General features: G+C 72.4%; 15 protein-coding genes. 12 read left to right on the top strand and 3 right to left on the bottom strand.

Going from position 1 to position 18,150, the window contains the following annotated elements:
* Window positions 1-89 precede the first annotated feature (89 nt).
* The gene (locus ACFYQ6_RS04365) at window positions 90-1,145 is read left to right on the top strand and encodes a zinc-dependent alcohol dehydrogenase family protein (RefSeq protein WP_361571550.1); all 1,056 of its coding nucleotides are present in this window, start codon (window positions 90-92) and stop codon (window positions 1,143-1,145) included.
* Window positions 1,146-1,249: 104 nt separating this feature from the next.
* Here ACFYQ6_RS04365 and ACFYQ6_RS04360 read toward each other — a convergent pair whose 3' ends face one another.
* Both ACFYQ6_RS04360 and ACFYQ6_RS04355 read right to left on the bottom strand, forming a co-directional pair.
* Window positions 1,250-1,441 (bottom strand): MerR family transcriptional regulator, encoded by a 192-nt coding sequence (locus ACFYQ6_RS04360; RefSeq protein ID WP_361571547.1) that lies wholly within the window; start codon window positions 1,439-1,441, stop codon window positions 1,250-1,252.
* 173 nt (window positions 1,442-1,614) lie between these two features.
* Window positions 1,615-2,541 (bottom strand): sugar phosphate isomerase/epimerase, encoded by a 927-nt coding sequence (locus ACFYQ6_RS04355; protein WP_361571544.1) that lies wholly within the window; start codon window positions 2,539-2,541, stop codon window positions 1,615-1,617.
* 456 nt (window positions 2,542-2,997) lie between these two features.
* Here ACFYQ6_RS04355 and iolC point away from each other — a divergent pair, with 456 nt between their 5' ends.
* From iolC to ACFYQ6_RS04310, 9 genes are all read left to right on the top strand, one after another.
* Window positions 2,998-4,224 carry a 5-dehydro-2-deoxygluconokinase gene (gene iolC, locus ACFYQ6_RS04350; protein WP_388760377.1) on the top strand — a complete coding sequence of 409 codons (1,227 nt, stop codon included), beginning with the start codon at window positions 2,998-3,000 and terminating at the stop codon, window positions 4,222-4,224.
* On the top strand, window positions 4,221-5,111 hold the full coding sequence (locus tag ACFYQ6_RS04345; RefSeq protein ID WP_361571538.1) for a deoxyribose-phosphate aldolase: 891 nt from the start codon (window positions 4,221-4,223) through the stop codon (window positions 5,109-5,111). The genes iolC and ACFYQ6_RS04345 overlap by 4 nt, the downstream gene beginning before the upstream one ends.
* A gap of 30 nt (window positions 5,112-5,141) precedes the next feature.
* A complete protein-coding gene (gene iolB / locus ACFYQ6_RS04340) occupies window positions 5,142-6,098 on the top strand; it encodes a 5-deoxy-glucuronate isomerase (protein WP_361571535.1) in 957 nt (318 codons plus the stop codon).
* Window positions 6,095-7,990 carry a 3D-(3,5/4)-trihydroxycyclohexane-1,2-dione acylhydrolase (decyclizing) gene (gene iolD, locus ACFYQ6_RS04335; RefSeq protein ID WP_361571532.1) on the top strand — a complete coding sequence of 632 codons (1,896 nt, stop codon included), beginning with the start codon at window positions 6,095-6,097 and terminating at the stop codon, window positions 7,988-7,990. Before iolB ends, iolD begins: the two co-directional genes overlap by 4 nt.
* A gap of 14 nt (window positions 7,991-8,004) precedes the next feature.
* Window positions 8,005-9,504, top strand: coding sequence for a CoA-acylating methylmalonate-semialdehyde dehydrogenase (gene mmsA, locus ACFYQ6_RS04330; RefSeq protein ID WP_361571529.1), 1,500 nt, complete (start codon window positions 8,005-8,007; stop codon window positions 9,502-9,504).
* Window positions 9,505-9,596: 92 nt separating this feature from the next.
* The gene (locus ACFYQ6_RS04325) at window positions 9,597-10,634 is read left to right on the top strand and encodes an aminoglycoside phosphotransferase family protein (RefSeq protein ID WP_361571526.1); all 1,038 of its coding nucleotides are present in this window, start codon (window positions 9,597-9,599) and stop codon (window positions 10,632-10,634) included.
* A 283-nt stretch (window positions 10,635-10,917) separates the two neighbouring features.
* Complete coding sequence (locus tag ACFYQ6_RS04320) at window positions 10,918-12,018, top strand: peptidoglycan-binding protein (RefSeq protein WP_388760370.1); 1,101 nt, start codon at window positions 10,918-10,920, stop codon at window positions 12,016-12,018.
* 387 nt (window positions 12,019-12,405) lie between these two features.
* A complete protein-coding gene (locus ACFYQ6_RS04315) occupies window positions 12,406-13,014 on the top strand; it encodes a DUF4291 domain-containing protein (RefSeq protein WP_361571521.1) in 609 nt (202 codons plus the stop codon).
* Window positions 13,011-13,772, top strand: coding sequence for an SDR family oxidoreductase (locus ACFYQ6_RS04310; protein ID WP_361571518.1), 762 nt, complete (start codon window positions 13,011-13,013; stop codon window positions 13,770-13,772). Before ACFYQ6_RS04315 ends, ACFYQ6_RS04310 begins: the two co-directional genes overlap by 4 nt.
* A 90-nt stretch (window positions 13,773-13,862) precedes the next feature.
* Here the strand turns inward: ACFYQ6_RS04310 and ACFYQ6_RS04305 are convergent, their stop codons facing one another.
* Window positions 13,863-14,282 carry a GNAT family N-acetyltransferase gene (locus ACFYQ6_RS04305; protein WP_361572394.1) on the bottom strand — a complete coding sequence of 140 codons (420 nt, stop codon included), beginning with the start codon at window positions 14,280-14,282 and terminating at the stop codon, window positions 13,863-13,865.
* Window positions 14,283-14,421: 139 nt separating this feature from the next.
* Between ACFYQ6_RS04305 and ACFYQ6_RS04300 the strand changes: the two genes are divergently transcribed.
* Both ACFYQ6_RS04300 and ACFYQ6_RS04295 read left to right on the top strand, forming a co-directional pair.
* Window positions 14,422-17,160, top strand: coding sequence for an alpha/beta fold hydrolase (locus ACFYQ6_RS04300; RefSeq protein ID WP_361571515.1), 2,739 nt, complete (start codon window positions 14,422-14,424; stop codon window positions 17,158-17,160).
* The gene (locus tag ACFYQ6_RS04295; RefSeq protein ID WP_361571512.1) at window positions 17,157-18,044 is read left to right on the top strand and encodes an ABC transporter permease; all 888 of its coding nucleotides are present in this window, start codon (window positions 17,157-17,159) and stop codon (window positions 18,042-18,044) included. The genes ACFYQ6_RS04300 and ACFYQ6_RS04295 overlap by 4 nt, the downstream gene beginning before the upstream one ends.
* The last annotated feature ends 106 nt before the right edge of the window (window positions 18,045-18,150 follow it).

Below are 18,150 nucleotides of genomic sequence, written 5' to 3'. Positions count from 1 at the left end.
ATCCAGGAGCCGGTAGCAGGAGCCGGGCGGCGTGAACGCCGGTAGCAGGAGCCGGGCGGCGTGAGCCGGGACATGGGAGGCGGGGACCGATGCGGGCAGTGGTGTTCGAGGAGTTCGGGCAGGAGGCTCGCGTACGGGACGTGCCGGACCCGGCAGCCCCGGCCGGGGGAGTGGTGGTGCGGGTCGCGGCCACGGGGCTCTGCCGCAGCGACTGGCACGGCTGGGCGGGACATGACCCGGACATCGTGCTGCCGCACGTACCGGGGCACGAACTCGCCGGGGTGGTCGAGGAGGTGGGCGCCGGTGTGCACAACTGGCGTCCCGGCGACCGGGTCACCGTGCCCTTCGTCTGCGCCTGCGGCCGGTGTGCCGCCTGCGCGGCGGGGGCCCAGCAGGTCTGTGAGCGGCAGACCCAGCCGGGGTTCACCCACTGGGGGTCCTTCGCCGAGTACGTCGCGCTGGAACAGGCCGACGTGAATCTGGTCGCGGTACCCGAAGGGCTCTCGTTCGCCACCGCCGCGGGGCTCGGATGCCGGTTCGCCACCGCGTTCAGGGCGGTGGTCGGCCAGGGCCGGGTGGCGCCCGGGGAATGGGTCGCCGTGCACGGCTGTGGCGGGGTCGGCCTGTCGGCCGTGATGATCGCAGTGGCGTGCGGGGCCCGGGTCGTCGCGGTCGACGTCTCGCCGCACGCGCTCGAGCTGGCGCGGGCGTTCGGGGCCTCGGAGTGCGTGGACGCCTCCGCGCACCCGGCCGGCGCGGACGAGGCCGTGCGCGAACTGACCGGTGGCGGCGCGCATCTGTCCCTCGACGCCCTCGGCTCCCCGCTCACCTGTGCCGCGTCCGTGCGGAGTCTGCGCAGACAGGGGCGTCATGTCCAGGTCGGCCTGCTGCCGTCGGCGGCCGGGGACCCGGTCCTGCCCATGGCACGGGTGATCGGGCTGGAGCTGGAGATCCTGGGCAGTCACGGCATGGCCGCCCACGACTACCCGCCGATGATGGACATGGTCCTGGCAGGGACCCTGCGCCCCGACCTCCTGGTGACCTCCACCATCCCGCTGGACGCCGCCCCGGCGGCGCTCGCCGCGATGGGCACAGCGCTCGGAGCGGGTGTGACCATCATCGAACCCGCGAAGGCGGCCGTCTGAGGACTACCGGGCCGGGTCTCCGCGGCCCTCGATGACTCCGACGGCCGGGCCGGGCTTCCACGGCCCCTCGGTGTCTCCGGTTGCCGGCCCGGCTCCCACTGCGCTCAGCGTTTCCGGTTGCTGGGCCGGGACGCGATCCACGCGAGCACGGTGTCCACGTACCAGTAGGGCTTCCCGTGCCGGACCTCGTCGGGCGGGGGCAGCAGCCCGTGCTTACGGTACGAACGGATGGTGCCCGGCTGGACCTGGATGTGCGCGGCGATGTCCTTGTACGACCAGAGCGTCCTGTCCGCCATGAATGCCACCTCTCTGTACCTGCTGTACCTGCACGCGGCTCTCGCCCGGCGAACGAGCTGTCCTCGAGCCGGGGCAGGGGGCGTCGCGAGCCCGTGACACAAGACCTGCTGAACGCGGACATACGTGACACGGAAGAGAGGACGCGGGAGGGACGGCCGGGAGGCCGGCTCGTTCAGGCCGACGGCCGGGCGGGCCCGCAGATGCGGAGAAACTCACGCGTGCGCCGGGCGATCGGGAGCGGCTTGTCGGGTGGGCAGGGGTACATGTCCTGCTCGACGATGGCGAACAGGTCCCGCCCGAGGGCGCGCGCGGCGTCCAGCACGGGTTCCAGGGCGGGCACTCCGCCCGGGGGCTCGCACATCACCCCGCGCGCGACGGCCGGGCCGAACGGCACCTCGTTCCGCACGACATCGGCGAGGATCACCGGATCGACCTGCTTGAGGTGCAGGTAGCCGATCCTCTCTCCGTAGGTCCGGATGAGCTTCACGCTGTCCCCGCCGCAGTAGGCGTAATGGCCGGTGTCGAGGCAGAGGGAGACCAGGCCGGGATCGGTGGCGTCGAGGAAGCGGCTGACGTTCTCCTCGCTGTCGACGTGCGTGTCGGCGTGCGGATGCACCACGATCCGCAGCCCGTACCGGTCTCCCACCTCACGGGCCAGCCGTTCCGTCTGGGTGGTGAGGTCGCGCCACTGGGCGGCGGTGAGAGTGCGGTCCTCCAGCACCTCGCCCGTCTTGTCGTCCCGCCAGAACGACGGGATGACGACCAGATGTTCGGCGCCCATCGCCCGGGTGAGTGCCGCGATGCCCGCGACATGCTCCCAGGTCCGGTCCCAGACCTGCGGGCCGTGGTGCAATCCGGTGAAGACGGTGCCCGCGGACACCCCGAGACCGCGGCGGGCGGTCTCGTCCGCGAGCCGGGCGGGATCGGTCGGCAGATAGCCGTACGGTCCGAGTTCGATCCACTCGTAGCCCGCCTCCGCGACCTCGTCGAGGAATCGCTCCCACGGCACCTGCTGCGGGTCGTCGGGGAACCACACCCCCCAGGAATCGGGTGCCGAGCCGATGCGGATACGGGCCGGAGAAGGTACGGAGGAGGTCATATCGCCCACCCTCCAAGTCTCGGAGGGGAGTGTCAAGGGCTCGTCCGAATGTCCGGACAAAGTGTTGACACGGTTCCTGACGAGGGCTAGACCTGGGAGCGACCGTCCGGCCGGAGACGGCTCCGGGGCCTGTTCCCGGCACCGAGCGGCGTGCCGGACCGCCGTGTCGGCCGGCGGGTCGAACTGCCGTACCGCACTGCCGGTTCGGAAGTCCGGACGGTCTTTCCGTACGCAGCGCAGGACAGAACTGACGGACCGAAACACGAGACAGAACTGACGGACCGAAGTGAACGACAGAACTGACGGACCGAAGTGAACGACCGAACCGGCGGACCGTAGTGAAGGACCGAACCGGCGGACCGGACAGGACGGGCCGCCGGAACGAGCCGCGGAACGACCCGCCGACGCCCCGCCGGTTCGGGGCACCTGGGTCGAAGACGGGGCGAAGGGATGCGTATGCCTGAGCCGTACGACGTGATCACCATGGGGCGGATCGGTGTGGACCTCTACCCGCTCCAGACCGGTGTGCCGCTCTCCAGGGTCGAGACCTTCGGGAAGTTCCTCGGTGGCTCGCCCTCCAACGTCGCGGTGGCCGCAGCCCGGCTGGGCCGGCGCACCGCTGTGATCACCCGGACGGGGCAGGACCCCTTCGGCGACTATCTCCACCAGGCGCTCGCGGAGTTCGGGGTGGACGACCGGTGGGTGAGCGCCGTGGCGGACCTCCCCACCCCGGTCACCTTCTGCGAGATCTTCCCGCCGGACAACTTCCCGCTCTACTTCTACCGTCGGCCCCAGGCGCCCGATCTGGAGATCCACGCCGAAGAGGTCGACCTGGACGCCGTGCGTGACGCCCGGGTCTTCTGGATGACCGGCACCGGCCTGTGCGCCGAACCCAGTTTCTCCGCCACCCTCACCGCGCTGCGGGCACGCGGCGCCGCCGCGAACGAGGCCCTGCAAGCGCCGGACACGTCCGGCGGTCGCAGACGCATCACCGTCTTCGACCTCGACTGGCGCCCCATGTTCTGGGACGGCGGGGACCACAGTTCGGTCGCCCCCGCCCGATACCGCGAGGCACTGGCCCACGCCACGGTCGCCGTCGGCAATCTCGACGAATGCGAGATCGCAACCGGCGAACGCGAACCGCACAAGGCTGCCCGCGCCCTGCTCGCCGCCGGGGTCGAACTCGCGGTCGTCAAGCAGGGACCGGCGGGCGTCCTGGCCGCCCACCGCGACGGCACCACCGCCGAGATCCCGCCGCTGCCCGTCGATGTCGTCAACGGGCTCGGCGCGGGAGACGCGTTCGGCGGTGCCCTCTGTCACGGCCTCCTCGCCGGCTGGGGCACGGAACGCGTCATGCGCTACGCCAACGCGGCGGGGGCGATCGTCGCCTCCCGCCTCGCCTGTTCTTCCGCCATGCCGTTCCCGCACGAGGTCGAGCAGGCCCTTGCCGTAGGAAAGGTGGAACAGGCCCTCGCCGAGGGCAGGGTAGGCCCCGGCGCGGCACCGGGCCCCGTAGGCGCCCCCGAGCCCGCGAGCACCCCCGGACCCACGAGCGCCACGGACCCCGCGAGCACCCCCCAACCCACGAGCGCCACGGACCCCGCTGGCGCAGGCGGACCCACGAGAACCACAGGCCCCGCGAGCACCGCCGGACCCACGAGTGCCACGGGAGCCGCCCCATGACCCCGCCGGCCGCCGCCGGTCCCGCCGATCTCGTCCGGCTCCGCGCCCGGCACCCCGAAGCCGTGGCCGAGGCGGCGGCGGCGCGCGGCAGGCGCCCCCTCATCGGCCCCACCGGACGACTGATGATCATCGCGGCGGACCATCCTGCCCGTGGTGCCCTCGCCGTCGGTGACGACGAGCTGGCCATGGCCGACCGCTTCGACCTGCTGGAACGCCTCTGCCTCGCCCTGTCCCGGCCCGGTGTCGACGGGGTGCTGGCCGGTGCCGACGTCCTGGAGGACCTGCTCCTCCTCGGGGCGCTCGACCGCAAGGTCGTCCTCGGTTCCATGAACCGCGGCGGGCTCGCCGGAGCCGCCTTCGAGCTCGACGACCGCTTCACCGGCCACCGCCCCGCCGACCTCTCCCGCCATGGCTTCGACGCCGGCAAGCTCCTGCTGAGGATCGACCACGACGACCCCGGCTCCCTGGACACCCTGCACGCCGCCGCCCGCACGGTGGACGAGATGGCCGCCCACCGACTGCCCGTCTTCATCGAGCCGTTCCTCTGCCACCGCACCCGCGAGGGTCTCCGCACCGATCTGAGCGCCGCCGCCGTCACCACCTCCATCGCCATCGCCTCGGGTCTGGGCGGCACATCCGCGTACACCTGGCTCAAGGTCCCCGTCACCGACGACCCCGAGGACATGGCCCGGGTGATGCGGACCTCCACCCTCCCCGCCGTCCTGCTCGGCGGGGAGGTCGCGGGCGATCCGGACGAGGCGTACGAGCGATGGCGCGGCGCACTGCGGCTGCCGACCGTCCAGGGGCTGGTCGTCGGGCGTTCGCTGCTCTACCCCGCCGACGGGGATGTGGCGGGCGCGGTCGACACGGCCGTGGGACTCCTGTGAACCGGCGGGACCACGGGTAGGGATGGAGCCATGACGATCCCCGACGAGCAGCCGGCCCACCGCCCGGGGGCGGGCAGCCACTCGCAGCCGAGCCACTCCGTCCAGCCGAGCAACTCCCCGCAGCCGACCCACCACCTGCGGGCGGGCCACGCGGCGCGCGCGCCCTACGCCCTCGACATCGACCCGGAGCGGGCCGGATGGGAGCGTTCGAGCCTGCGGGTGCTGGAGCTCGAGCCCGGTGGTGTTCACACCCTCGTCACCGGAGAGAGCGAATGGATCGTTCTGCCGTTGTCCGGCGGCTGTACGGTGCGGGCAGCAGGTGAGATCTTTGAACTGCTGGGCAGGGAGAACGTGTTCAGCGCTGTGACCGACTTCGCCTACGTCCCACGTGACGCCCGCGTCCAGATCGCCTCCGGCGCAGGAGGCCGCTTCGCCCTGGCAGGAGCGAAGTGCGAGCGACGACTCCCCGCTCGCTACGGCCCCGCGCCGGAGGTACCGGTCGAGCTCCGCGGCGCGGGCACCTGCTCGCGTCAGGTCAACAACTTCGCCGCCGCCGACACGTTCGACTGCGACCGGCTCATCGCCGTCGAGGTCCTCACCCCCGGGGGCAACTGGTCCTCGTACCCTCCGCACAAACACGACGAGCACCACCCCGGCACCGAGTCCGTGCTGGAGGAGATCTACTACTTCGAGGTCGAGGGCGACGGCCTCGGCTACCACCGGGTGTCCCCCTCCCGTCCCGGGGGCACGGACGTCCTCGCCGAGGTCGCCTCCGGCGACGCCGTCCTCATCCCGGACGGCTGGCACGGCCCTTCCGTCGCCCCGCCCGGCCGCACCCTGTACTACCTCAATGTGATGGCGGGCCCGGGCGAACAGCGTGAGTGGCTGATCCGCGACCACCCCGGACACCGCTGGATCCGCGACACCTGGCCCGCTCAGCCCGTCGATCCCCGGCTCCCGCTGTACGCCCCGGAGGCCCGCCGATGACAGCCCCCCGCCCCACCACCCGCAGGCTCACCACCGCGCAGGCACTGGTCGCCTTCCTCGCCCGCCAGTACACCGAGCGCGACGGCAGACGGCACCGGCTCGTCGACGCCACCTGGGGCATCTTCGGACACGGCAACGTCGCGGGCATCGGGCAGGCGCTCGTCGAGGCGGGCCCCGCGATGCCCTACCTCCAGGGCCGCAGCGAACAGGCCATGGTGCACGCCGCTGTCGGATACGCACGCCAGTCCGGGCGGCTCTCCACGCACGCCGTCACCACGTCCATCGGCCCCGGAGCCACCAATCTCGTCACCGGGGCCGCGCTCGCCACCGTCAACCACCTCCCGGTGCTGCTCCTGCCCGGTGACACCTTCGCGACCCGCCCCGCCGACCCCGTGCTCCAGCAGCTCGAAGTGCCGCACACGGGCGACGTGTCGGTCAACGACTGCCTGCGCCCCGTCTCCCGGTACTTCGACCGGATCACCCGCCCCGAGGCCCTGATCCCGGCCGCGCTCCAGGCCATGCGGACCCTCTCCGACCCGGCGGACACGGGAGCCGTGACCCTCGCCCTGCCGCAGGACGTGCAGGCCGAGGCGTACGACTGGCCGGCGGAGTTCTTCGCGACGCGCGTCTGGCACGTACGCAGGCCGGGGCCCGACGCGCACGAGCTCGAACGGGCCGTACGCGCCGTGCGTACCGCCCGCCGTCCCCTGATCGTCGCGGGTGGCGGCGTCCACCACAGTGCCGCGGAGGAGACCCTTGCCGCGTTCGCCGCATCCACCCGTATCCCCGTCGCGTCCACCCAGGCCGGCAAGGGCTCCCTGCGCCACGACCACCCCGCGGACGTCGGCGGTATCGGCCACACCGGGACCGCAACCGCCGACGCGCTGGCCCGTGAGGCCGACCTGGTGATCGGGATCGGCACCCGCTACACCGACTTCACGACCGCCTCCGGCACCCTCTTCGCCGACCCGGCCGTCCGCTTCCTCAACCTCAACATCACCGGCTTCGACGCGCACAAGCTCGGCGCGCTGCCGCTCGTCGCGGACGCCCGCACGGCTCTCGAAGCGCTCGGTGAAGCCCTCGCCGCCCGTGGTCACCGCGTCGACGCCGCCTACGAGAGCGAGTACACCGACGCCAAGGCCCACTGGGAGCGGCGCGTCGACGCCGCGTTCGCCACCGGCGACCCGGACGCCCGCCCCACCCAGGCCCAGGTACTCGGACTGCTCGACGAACTGGTCACCGAGGACGACATCCTGATCAACGCGGCGGGCTCCCTCCCCGGCGACCTCCACAAGCTGTGGCGGGCCAGGTCCCCGCACCAGTACCACGTCGAATACGGCTACTCCTGCATGGGATACGAGATCCCCGCCGCCCTCGGAGTCCAGCTGGCCGCGCCGGACCGGCCGGTCTGGGCGCTCGTGGGCGACGGCACGTATCTCATGAATCCCACCGAGATCGTCACCGCCGTACAGGAGAACCTGCCCGTCAAGCTCGTCATCCTGCAGAACCACGGGTACGCGTCGATCGGCGGCCTGTCCGAGTCCGTCGGCTCCGAGCGGTTCGGCACCGCCTACCGGCACCGCGGCGCGGACGGGGCGTTCACCGGCGCCCCTCTTCCCGTCGACCTCGCGGCCAACGCGGCCTCGCTCGGCATGCGGGTCCTGCGCGCCGGTTCGGTGGGGGAGCTGCGCCGGGCACTCACCGAGGCGCGAGCCGCCGACCGTCCCACTTGTGTCTACGTCGAGACCGAAACGGCAGACACAGTGTCGGGGCCTCCGCCGGCGCAGGCGTGGTGGGATGTTCCCGTGGCCGAGACCGCGACCCGCCCGTCGGCGGTCGAGGCAAGGAAAGAGTACGACCGGCAGATCGCAGCCCGGCGCCGCCACCTGTGAAGGAGACCCCCGTCATGAAGACCGTCAACCACTGGATCGGTGGCAAGACCGTCGAAGGCACGTCGGGCAACCACGGGCCGGTCACCGATCCGGCGACCGGCGCTGTCACCACCCAGGTCGCCCTCGCCTCCGTCGAGGAGGTCGACGCCGCCGTCGCCGCCGCGAAGACCGCGTACGAGACCTGGGGCACCTCCTCGCTCTCCGCCCGCACCGCCGTCCTCTTCCGTTACCGGGCCCTGCTCGACGCCCACCGGGACGAGATCGCCGCGCTGATCACCGCCGAGCACGGCAAGGTGCACTCCGACGCGCTGGGCGAGGTCGCCCGGGGCCTGGAGATCGTGGAGCTGGCCTGCGGCATCACCACCCAGCTCAAGGGTGAGCTGTCGACCCAGGTCTCCAGCCGTGTCGACGTCTCCTCGATCCGCCAGCCGCTCGGCGTCGTCGCGGGCATCACGCCCTTCAACTTCCCGGCCATGGTGCCGATGTGGATGTTCCCGCTGGCCGTCGCGTGCGGGAACACCTTCGTCCTGAAGCCCAGCGAGAAGGACCCGTCGGCGGCCAACCTGCTCGCGGAGCTCGCCGCCGAGGCGGGGCTGCCCGACGGCGTGCTGAACGTCCTGCACGGTGACAAGGTCGCCGTGGACGGGCTCCTCGCCCACCCCGACGTCGCCGCCGTCTCCTTCGTCGGCTCCACTCCCATCGCCCGGTACATCCACGCCACCGCCTCCGCGAACGGCAAGCGTGTCCAGGCACTCGGCGGCGCGAAGAACCACATGCTGGTCCTCCCCGACGCCGACCTGGACGCCGCGGCCGACGCCGCCGTCTCCGCCGCGTACGGCTCCGCCGGCGAGCGCTGCATGGCCATCTCCGCGGTCGTCGCCGTGCGTTCCGTCGCGGACGAGCTGGTCGCGAAGATCCGCGAGCGCGCCGAGAAGATCAAGATCGGCCCCGGCACCGACCCCACCTCCGAGATGGGCCCGCTGATCACCGCCGCCCACCGCGACAAGGTCGCCTCCTACGTGACCGGGGCAGCCGCGCAGGGCGCCGACGTCGTCCTCGACGGCACCGGCCACACGGTCGAGGGGTTCGAGGACGGCCACTGGATCGGACTGTCCCTCCTGGACAACGTCTCCACGGACTCCGACGCCTACCGCGACGAGATCTTCGGCCCCGTCCTGTGCGTCCTGCGCGTCGACACGTACGAGGACGGCGTCGCCCTCATGAACGCCTCGCCCTTCGGTAACGGCACCGCGATCTTCACGCGTGACGGCGGCGCGGCGCGGCGCTTCCAGCTGGAGATCGAGGCCGGCATGGTCGGCGTCAACGTCCCGATCCCGGTGCCGGTCGGCTACCACTCCTTCGGTGGCTGGAAGGACTCCCTCTTCGGCGACCACCACATCTACGGCAACGACGGCGTGCACTTCTACACCCGGGGCAAGGTCGTCACCACCCGCTGGCCCGACCCGGCCGACGCCCCGGCGGGCGTCGACCTCGGCTTCCCCCGCAACCACTGACCCGCTCCCGCGCCCTCGGCGCCCCGTCCTCGGCGCCCCCGTCCTCGTAAAAAGGGCGGGGGCGCCGGAGTCCGGAGTGGAACACTGGCCGCATGGAGACGGCGTCGCACCTTCCGTTCGGCGAGGCACTCAGGGCCCGGCTCGGTCCGCCCGCACGCCCGTCCCCGCTGGAGAGCAGCCCTCGCTCGCGGGTCTGGCGCATCGAGCTGGCCGGGCGTCCCGCCGTGCTGAAACAACTGGTGGAAGACCCCGAGGCCGACGAGCGGTACGAACGCGAGGTGGCCTCCCTGCGCATCGCCGCCCGTGCCGCGTCCCCGGTCGCGCCCGCACTCCTCGGCACCGACCCCGCCGAGCGGGTGCTCGTCCTCGAACACCTCGACCACCGGCGGCCCGCCGACGACTGGATCGTCGGCTACGCGACCGCCCTCGCCAGGCTGCACAGCACCGCCGGCCCGGAGGACGCCGGGGCCCTGCCCCGGTGGCAGGGCCCGACCGCGGCCGACGCCGGCTCGTTCCTCACCCTGGCCGGCACCCTCGGGGTCCCCGCCGGGCCCGCGGTACGGGACGAGCTCCTCGCACTCGTCGAGCGCCTCGGCCGGGCGGAAGGGACCGCCCTGCTCCACGGCGACCCGTGCCCGGGCAACGACCTGCACACCCCGGACGGGGTCAGGTTCATCGACTTCGAGCAGGCGTCCCTGGGCAGCGGCCTGATGGAACTCGCCTACCTCCGCATCGGCTTCCCGACCTGCTGGTGTGTCACGAGGGCGTCCGGCTCCCTGCTGGAGCGTGCCGAGGCCGCCTACCGCACGGCCTGGCACGCCGAGACCGGCACTCCGCTGCCGGAAGCCGGACTCGCCGACGCCTGCGCGGGCTGGCTGATCCGTGGCGACGCCCTGGTCCAGCGTGCCCACCGCGACGGCACCGACCACCTCGCCCGCCTCCCGGACGAGGACTGGACCTGGGGCACGGCCACCGCCCGGCGGCGCCTCACCCACCGGCTCGGAGTCGTGGCCGGGACGACCTCCGGCGACGGGGAACTGCGGCACCTCCGTACCCTCGCGGCGGACCTGCGCCGCACCGTCCTCGCCCGTTGGCCGATGCTGCGCCCGGTGCCGGAGCGGCGTCCCTAGCCCACCCCCCTCGGAATTCCATGGCAGACGGCCGAAGGACACGCAGGCGGTCTGCAGCTTGTTGCGGCGGTGACCGGATCGCCTGCGCCCCGCGGATATTGTCGAGGTCACGTCACTGCCTGATGCGGCTTCCATATGGTGCTGGGCGAGGGACGCAAAGTTCACCATCGTAATGTCCCGTCGGGGGGTGAAGTCGGCCCCCGGCGGACGGCACACCTTTCGCACCTGGTCGATCCACTCGGATTCACCTGTAAAAGCAAAGGAATGCGGGGGAATGGGAATCATGTCACTTCGCAGTCGGCGCACCCGCCGCACGCGGGCCGGACTCGTAGGAATTGCCGCAGGTGGCATTGCGGTCGCAATCGCCGTCGTGCCCTCGCTCGCCGGGAGCGGCTCCTCGGAGCCGGTGGCGGTCGCCGCCCAGCAGAACGCCGGATACGGACCCGAGGCGGCGGCAGGCAGCTCGCTCGTCACCCGGACCAGTGCGCTGTCGACGATGTCCACGGCCACGCTCTCGCCCGACACGATGATCAATCGGGCCCGTACCTGGCTCACGGCGAACAACGGGGGCCCGGTCCCTTACAGCATGCAGCGCAACTGGAAGGACGGCTATCGCCAGGACTGCTCCGGCTACGTCTCCATGACGCTCGGCCTGGGGAAGCCCGGCCTGAACACCGTCGGGCTGGCGGACTCGCGAAACGGCGTCACCAAGCGGCTCAGCAGCGTGAGTCAGCTGCGCAAGGGCGACCTGCTGATCGATTACAGCACCACCGACGGCGACTTCCGCCACGTGGTGATCTTCGAGAAGTGGGCCAACGCGTCCCACAGCGCCTACTGGGCCTACGAACAGCGGGGCACGTACGGCACGACCCACCGGCAGCTCAAGTACGGGATCGGCAGGGACAACTACGACCCCTTCCGCCCGGTGAAGCTGGGTGGCGGAGGCGGCGGTGGGCAGGTTCCCGCCCCCGCCCCGAGCGTGGCCTGGCCGGTCCTCAAGAGCGGATCCCAGGGCGCGGACGTACGGTCCGCCCAGCGACTGCTGACCGCGAGCGGATACACGCTCGAGGCCGACGGCGCCTTCGGCCCGAAGACCCGCTCCGCCGTGATCGCCTTCCAGAGGTCCCGGTCCCTGGTCGCCGACGGCGTCATCGGCCCGAAGACGTGGTCCAAGCTGATCAGGACCGTGCGGTCCGGCTCGTCCGGCCAGGCGGTCAAGGCAGCCCAGACGCAGTTGAACGTCTACGGCTACGGTCTCGCCCTCGACGGCTCGTTCGGCCCGAGGACGAAGGCGGCGGCGGTCGCCTTCCAGAAGAAGCGCGGCCTCCAGGTCGACGGGGTCATCGGCCCGGAGACCTGGCGCGCCCTCCTCGGCACCTGCTGACGGGGGCGGTTCCGGCAGCCGGCCGACGGCTCCTTCCCGGCGCGAGGAGCGCGGGAGGGAGCCGTCGCCGTGCCCGGTCCGCCGAGGTCGTGCCGCGCCATGAAGACCGGGGCGCCGCGAAAACCGCGCCCCATGAAGTCCGAGCCCCATGAAAACCGGGCGCCGCGAAAACCGGGCGCCGCGAAAACCGGGCGCCGCGAAAACCGGGCGCCGCGAAGACCGGGCGCCGCGAAAACCGGGCGCCGCGAAGACCGGGCGCCCCGAAGACCGGGCGCCGCGAAGACCGGGCGCCATGAAATCCAGGCGCCACGAAACCAGGTGCCATGAAATCCAGGCGCCACGAAAACCAGGTGCCATGAGGTGCGGGGGCCCCGCATCCTGGGGCGCATGAACGACCAGACCGGTCCGCCCCGTTACGAGATCCGCGCGCAGCACACCGACTCCACCGTCACCGTGTACCAGGCCTACCGGCCCTCGCTCGGACTGCCCGCCGCCCGGGACGGGCGCTTCCCGCCCGCCTGGAAGCGCGACCGCATGACCTGGATCAAGCCGAGCTTCCTGTGGATGATGTACCGCTGCGGCTGGGCCGAGAAGGAGGGCCAGGAGACCGTGCTCGCCGTCGAGATCACCCGCGAGGGCTTCGCCTGGGCCCTGGAGAACGCCGAACTCTCGCACTACGTACGGGGAGTGCACCCCGACCGGGCCGCCTGGCAGCGCAGCCTGCGCCGCAGCCCCACCCGGGTGCAGTGGGACCCCGAACGCGACCTCCACCTGAATCCGCTCCCGTACCGGTCCCTCCAGCTCGGGCTGAGCGGGGAGGCCGCGCGGCGCTACGCGGACGAATGGCTCGTCTCCGTCACCGACGTCACGCCGCTCGCCCACGAGATCCACGGCCTCCTGCGGGCGGGTGAGCCGGGCCGGGCGGCCGGACTGCTCCCCGAGGAGACCCCGCTCACCGGCCTCGACGCGCCCCTGCCCGTCGAGGCGGGCCGATGAGCACCGGGAGCCGCCCGCCGGCCCTCGTCACGGGTGCGGGCCGGTCGGCGGGGATCGCCGCCTCCGTGGTGCTGGACCTTGCCCGGTCCGGCTGGGACGTGGCCTTCTCCTACTGGACCCCGTACGACGCGCGCATGGCGTGGGGCGCGGAACCCGGCGCGCCGGCGGAGCTCCGGAGAGAGGCGGCGTCCCTCGGGGCCAGGGTGTTCGCCGTCGAGGCCGACCTGAGCGACCCGGACGTGCCGGCTCAGCTCTTCGAGAGTGTCGAGCGCGAGCTGGGCAACGTCACCGCGCTGGTGCTGTGTCACTGCGAGTCGGTCGACTCCGGGCTGCTCGACACCACAGTGGAGAGCTTCGACCGGCACTTCGCCGTCAACGCGCGGGCGACCTGGCTCCTGATCCGCGAGTACGGGCTGCGGTTCCGCGGCCGGCACGGCAGCGGACGGATCGTCAGTCTGACCAGCGACCACACTGCCGGCAACCTGCCCTACGGGGCGAGCAAGGGGGCGATGGACCGGATCACCCTGGCCGCCGCCCGCGAGCTGGCGGAGCTCGGTGTCACCTGCAACGCCGTCAACCCCGGTCCGACCGACACCGGGTGGATGACCGACGAGCAGAAGACGGACATGGCCGGCTGGTCACCCCTGGGCCGGCTCGGTGTGCCCCAGGACTGCGCGAACCTGGTCACGTTCCTGTGCTCGGCGAAGGGCGGATGGATCAACGGCCAGCTGCTCCACAGCAACGGCGGGCTGGGGTAGCGGGCACAGCGAAGGCGGCCCGCGACAGCCGGCGCAGCGACGACGGCCCGGGACAGCCGGGCGGCGTGCGCGGGCGGGGGCCGCTCGCTCTCATCGGCCGGAGTCGAATTCCCAGGTCAGCGTCGTGAACACCCCGTCGTCCGCCGCCCCCGCCGAGCGGTAGGTGGCGAGCGCGGCCTCGTTGTCGCACTCCACGCCCACCCACATGCCGTAGCAGCCTCGTTCCCGCGCCCGCGCCGCCAGGGCCTCGGTGAGCGCACGCCCGACGCCCCGGCGGCGGTGCCGCTCGTCGACGGAGAGCTCGTACAGGCACATCTCCGTGCCCTTGTCCGGGTGCAGCATCTCGACGCCCGAGACGAAGCCCACAGGGGCGTCTCCCCTGTACGCGATCAGCATCAGATGCCCGTCCGCCGCCAGGAAGCGGGCTGCCCACTCGGGACGGGGCGGGGTGTCGTAGAGGTGCGCGGCGGCGAGGAGCTCCGCCGCGGTCGTGGCCGGACGGATCCGGATGTCCATGAATGGGGCCTTTCGTGCGGGCGGCGTACCGCATGCGGAGTACGGCGGGTGGCCGCCGTACCTCCCAGGGATACCGTGCACCTCCCCCCGGGGGGCACCCAGGGCGGTCGACCACTCCGCTTAGGGTCGAGTCATGGAAAAACCGACTTCCCGGTGGCGGCACCGGCTGCCCCGTACCCCAGGCCGGTGGGCCGCGGTCGTCGCCGCCCTCGCCGTGCTCGCGGGTGCGGGCACCTGGACCGCCGTCGCCGACGACACCGCGCCGTCCGTCGAACGGCACGACCGGATGATGAAGATGAACGGGGTGTCGGTCGACACCTCGTACTTCACGTCCGGAGGTTCGCAGCGCCGTCCCGCCGTGCTCATCGGGCACGGTTTCGGCGGCAGCAAGGACGATGTGCGCGCCCAGGCCGAGAAGCTCGCCGCCGACGGTTACGCCGTCATGACCTGGTCCGCCCGCGGCTTCGGGAAGACCACCGGGGAGATCACGCTCAACGCCCCGGACGGCGAGGTCAAGGACGTGTCCGGGCTCATCGACTGGCTGGCGGACCGTCCCGAGGTCGAGCTCGACGCGAAGGGCGACCCGCGCGTCGGTGTCACCGGGGCCTCGTACGGTGGCGCAGTGTCGCTGCTGGCCGCCGGCCACGACGAGCGGGTCGACGCCGTCGCACCGGTGATCAGCTACTGGGACCTCGCCGACGCGCTCTTCCCCGACGGGGTGTTCAAGAAGCTCTGGGCCGGGATCTTCGTCACCTCCGGCGGCGGCTGCGAGAAGTTCCAGAAGCAGCTGTGCGAGATGTACGAGCGGGTCGCCGTCAGCGGCAAGCCGGACGCCGCCGCGCGCGCACTCCTGGCGGAACGTTCCCCCGCCGCCGTCGCCGACAAGATCGACGTGCCCGCGCTCATCCTCCAGGGCCAGAGCGACTCGCTCTTCCCGCTCGGTCAGGCCGACGCCATGGCCAAGGCCGTCAAGGCCAACGGCGCGCCCGTCTCCGTCGACTGGATCTCCGGCGGGCACGACGGAGGGGACGACGAGGGCGACCGCGTCGAGGCCCGCGTCGGTGCTTGGTTCGACCGGTATCTGAAGGAGGACGAGGGCGTCGACACCGGCCCCGGATTCCGCGTCACCCGGACCGGCGGCGTCGACTCCACCGACGGCCAGGCCCTGAAGCGCGGCGCGAGCAGCGCCACGTACCCCGGCCTCACCAGCGGAGGCCGGAAGATCACCCTGACCGGCGGCGGGCAGCAGCCCGCCACGGGCGGGGGACAGGGCTCCGCGAAGGCGGGAGAGGGCTCCGGCGGGCAGGACGCGGCCCCGGGCGGTACGACCCAGACCTTCCGCAACCCCGCCGGAGCGAACCCGCCCTCCATCTCCGCCCTCCCCGGCGTCGGCGGCGGCCTCTCCCAGCTGTCCTCGCTCGGTGTCGGGTTCTCGCTCGACTTCCCCGGGCAGTACGCACGCTTCGAGTCCGCCCCGCTCGACAGCGCGGTCCACGTCACCGGATCGCCCACGGTCCGCGTGAACGTGAAGGCGGACCAGGGCGACGCGGTGCTCTTCGGCAAGGTCTACGACGTCTCGCCGGACGGCGCGCAGCAGGTGCTGCCCAACCAGCTCGTCGCCCCGTACCGGATCACCGCCGACGAGCAGGGGAAGCCGGTCGAGCTGACCCTGCCCGCCGTCGACCACGAGGTCGAGGCAGGGCACCGGCTCCGCCTCGTCCTCTCCGCGACCGACCTCGGCTACGCCTCGCCCGCCGAGCCCGCGACCTACACCGTCTCCCTCGACGGGCCGCTCACCGTGCCCACCGCACCCGGGGTGAAGACCGCCGCGGCGGCCCTGCCCTGGTGGACCTGGGGGCTCCCCGCAGCCGCCGTGGTCATCGCGGCAGCCCTCCTGCTCACGGCACGGCGGCGCACCGCGACTCCGGCGCCGGACCCGGCACTGGCCGGCGTGCCGCTGCAGATCACGGACCTGTCCAAGAAGTACGCCAAGTCCGCCGACAGGTACGCGGTGCGCGACCTCGGCTTCCGCGTCGAGAAGGGGCAGGTGCTCGGCCTCCTCGGGCCCAACGGCGCGGGCAAGACCACCACCCTGCGCATGCTGATGGGCCTGATCACCCCCGACGCGGGCGAGATCCGCGTCTTCGGGCACGCCATCCGCCCCGGGGCGCCCGTGCTGTCCCGGGTCGGTTCCTTCGTCGAGGGCGCCGGCTTCCTGCCGCACCTCTCCGGCCGCTCCAACCTGGAGCTGTACTGGCAGGCCACCGGACGGCCCGCCGAGGACGCCCACATCGACGAGGCCCTGGAGATCGCCGGACTCGGCGACGCCCTGGCCCGCGCCGTGCGCACCTACTCGCAGGGCATGCGGCAGCGCCTCGCCATCGCCCAGGCCATGCTGGGCATGCCGGACCTGCTCATCCTCGACGAACCGACCAACGGCCTGGACCCGCCCCAGATCCGCGAGATGCGGGACGTGATGATCCGTTACGCCGCCGGGGGCCGGACCGTGATCGTCTCCAGCCACCTCCTCTCCGAGGTCGAACAGTCCTGCACCCACCTCGTGGTCATGGACCGGGGCCGGCTCGTCCAGGCCGGACCGGTCGCCGAGATCACCGGCTCCGGCGACATGCTGCTCGTCACGACCGCCGGCGAGGTCGCCGAACCGCTCGTGGACAAGGTGGCCGCCCTCCCGGGCATCGGCTCCGCCGCCCGGCTGGACGACGGCCACGGGCTGCTCGTCCGTCTCGACGGTGCCACCGCGGCGCAGCTCGTCGCCGACCTGGTGCGTCTCGACGTGCCGGTGACGGGCGTCGGGCCGCACCGACGCCTGGAGGACGCGTTCCTCACCCTCATCTCCCAAGGAACCGCATGAGCTCCGCAACAGAGGTCCAGGCCCTGGCCGAGGCCCCCGGTTACCACGCCCGCCGCACGCTCCCGCTGCGTGTGGAGGCGATGAGACAGCTGCGCAGGCGACGCACGCTGCTCATGGGCGGGGTGCTGGCCGCCCTGCCGTTCATCCTGATCATCGCCTTCGCGATCGGCGGCACCCCGGGCGGCGGTGACGGGGGCGGCGGAGGCGGCTCGCGGATCAATCTCATGGACGTCGCGACGGAGTCCGCGGCGAACTTCGCGGCCACCTGCCTGTTCGTCTCCGCAGGCTTCCTTCTCGTGGTGCCGGTGGCCCTCTTCTGCGGCGACACCGTCGCCTCCGAGGCGAGCTGGTCCTCGCTGCGCTACCTGCTGGCGGCTCCGGTACCCCGGGCCAGGCTGCTGTGGAGCAAGCTCGTCGTGGCCCTCGGCTTCAGCCTGGCCGCGATGGTGCTGCTGCCGGTCGTCGCGCTGGCCGCGGGAGCCGCCGCGTACGGCTGGGGTCCGCTGGAGCTGCCCACCGGAGGCGCCCTCGCCGCCTCGGACACCGTGCCGCGCCTCGCGCTCGTGGTCGCCTTCATCTTCCTGTCGCAGCTCGTCACCGCGGGGCTGGCGTTCTGGCTGTCGACGAAGACGGACGCCCCGCTCGGCGCGGTGGGCGGCGCGGTCGGGCTGACCATCGTCGGCAACGTCCTGGACGCCGTGACCGCACTCGGCACCTGGCGTGAGTTCCTGCCCGCACACTGGCAGTTCGCCTGGGCGGACGCACTCCAGCCGGATCTCGAATGGGGCGGGATGCTCAAGGGCGCCGCCGTGTCGGTGACCTATGCCCTGATTCTCTTCGCGCTCGCCTTCCGGGGGTTCAGCCGTAAGGACATCGTGTCCTGAAGGCGACGTTCCCCCGTCCCACCCGTCGCCGTTGCCGCATCGAGACGGTTCCGCAACGCTACCGACGACTCCGCCCGGCCGTCCCGGACGTCACATTCACAGATGT

It is taken from the genome of Streptomyces sp. NPDC005494, from assembly GCF_042872025.1.
Lineage (GTDB): Bacteria > Actinomycetota > Actinomycetes > Streptomycetales > Streptomycetaceae > Streptomyces.
Note: the sequence above shows the minus strand (reverse complement) of the source record. Positions and strands in the feature narration are given on the sequence as shown.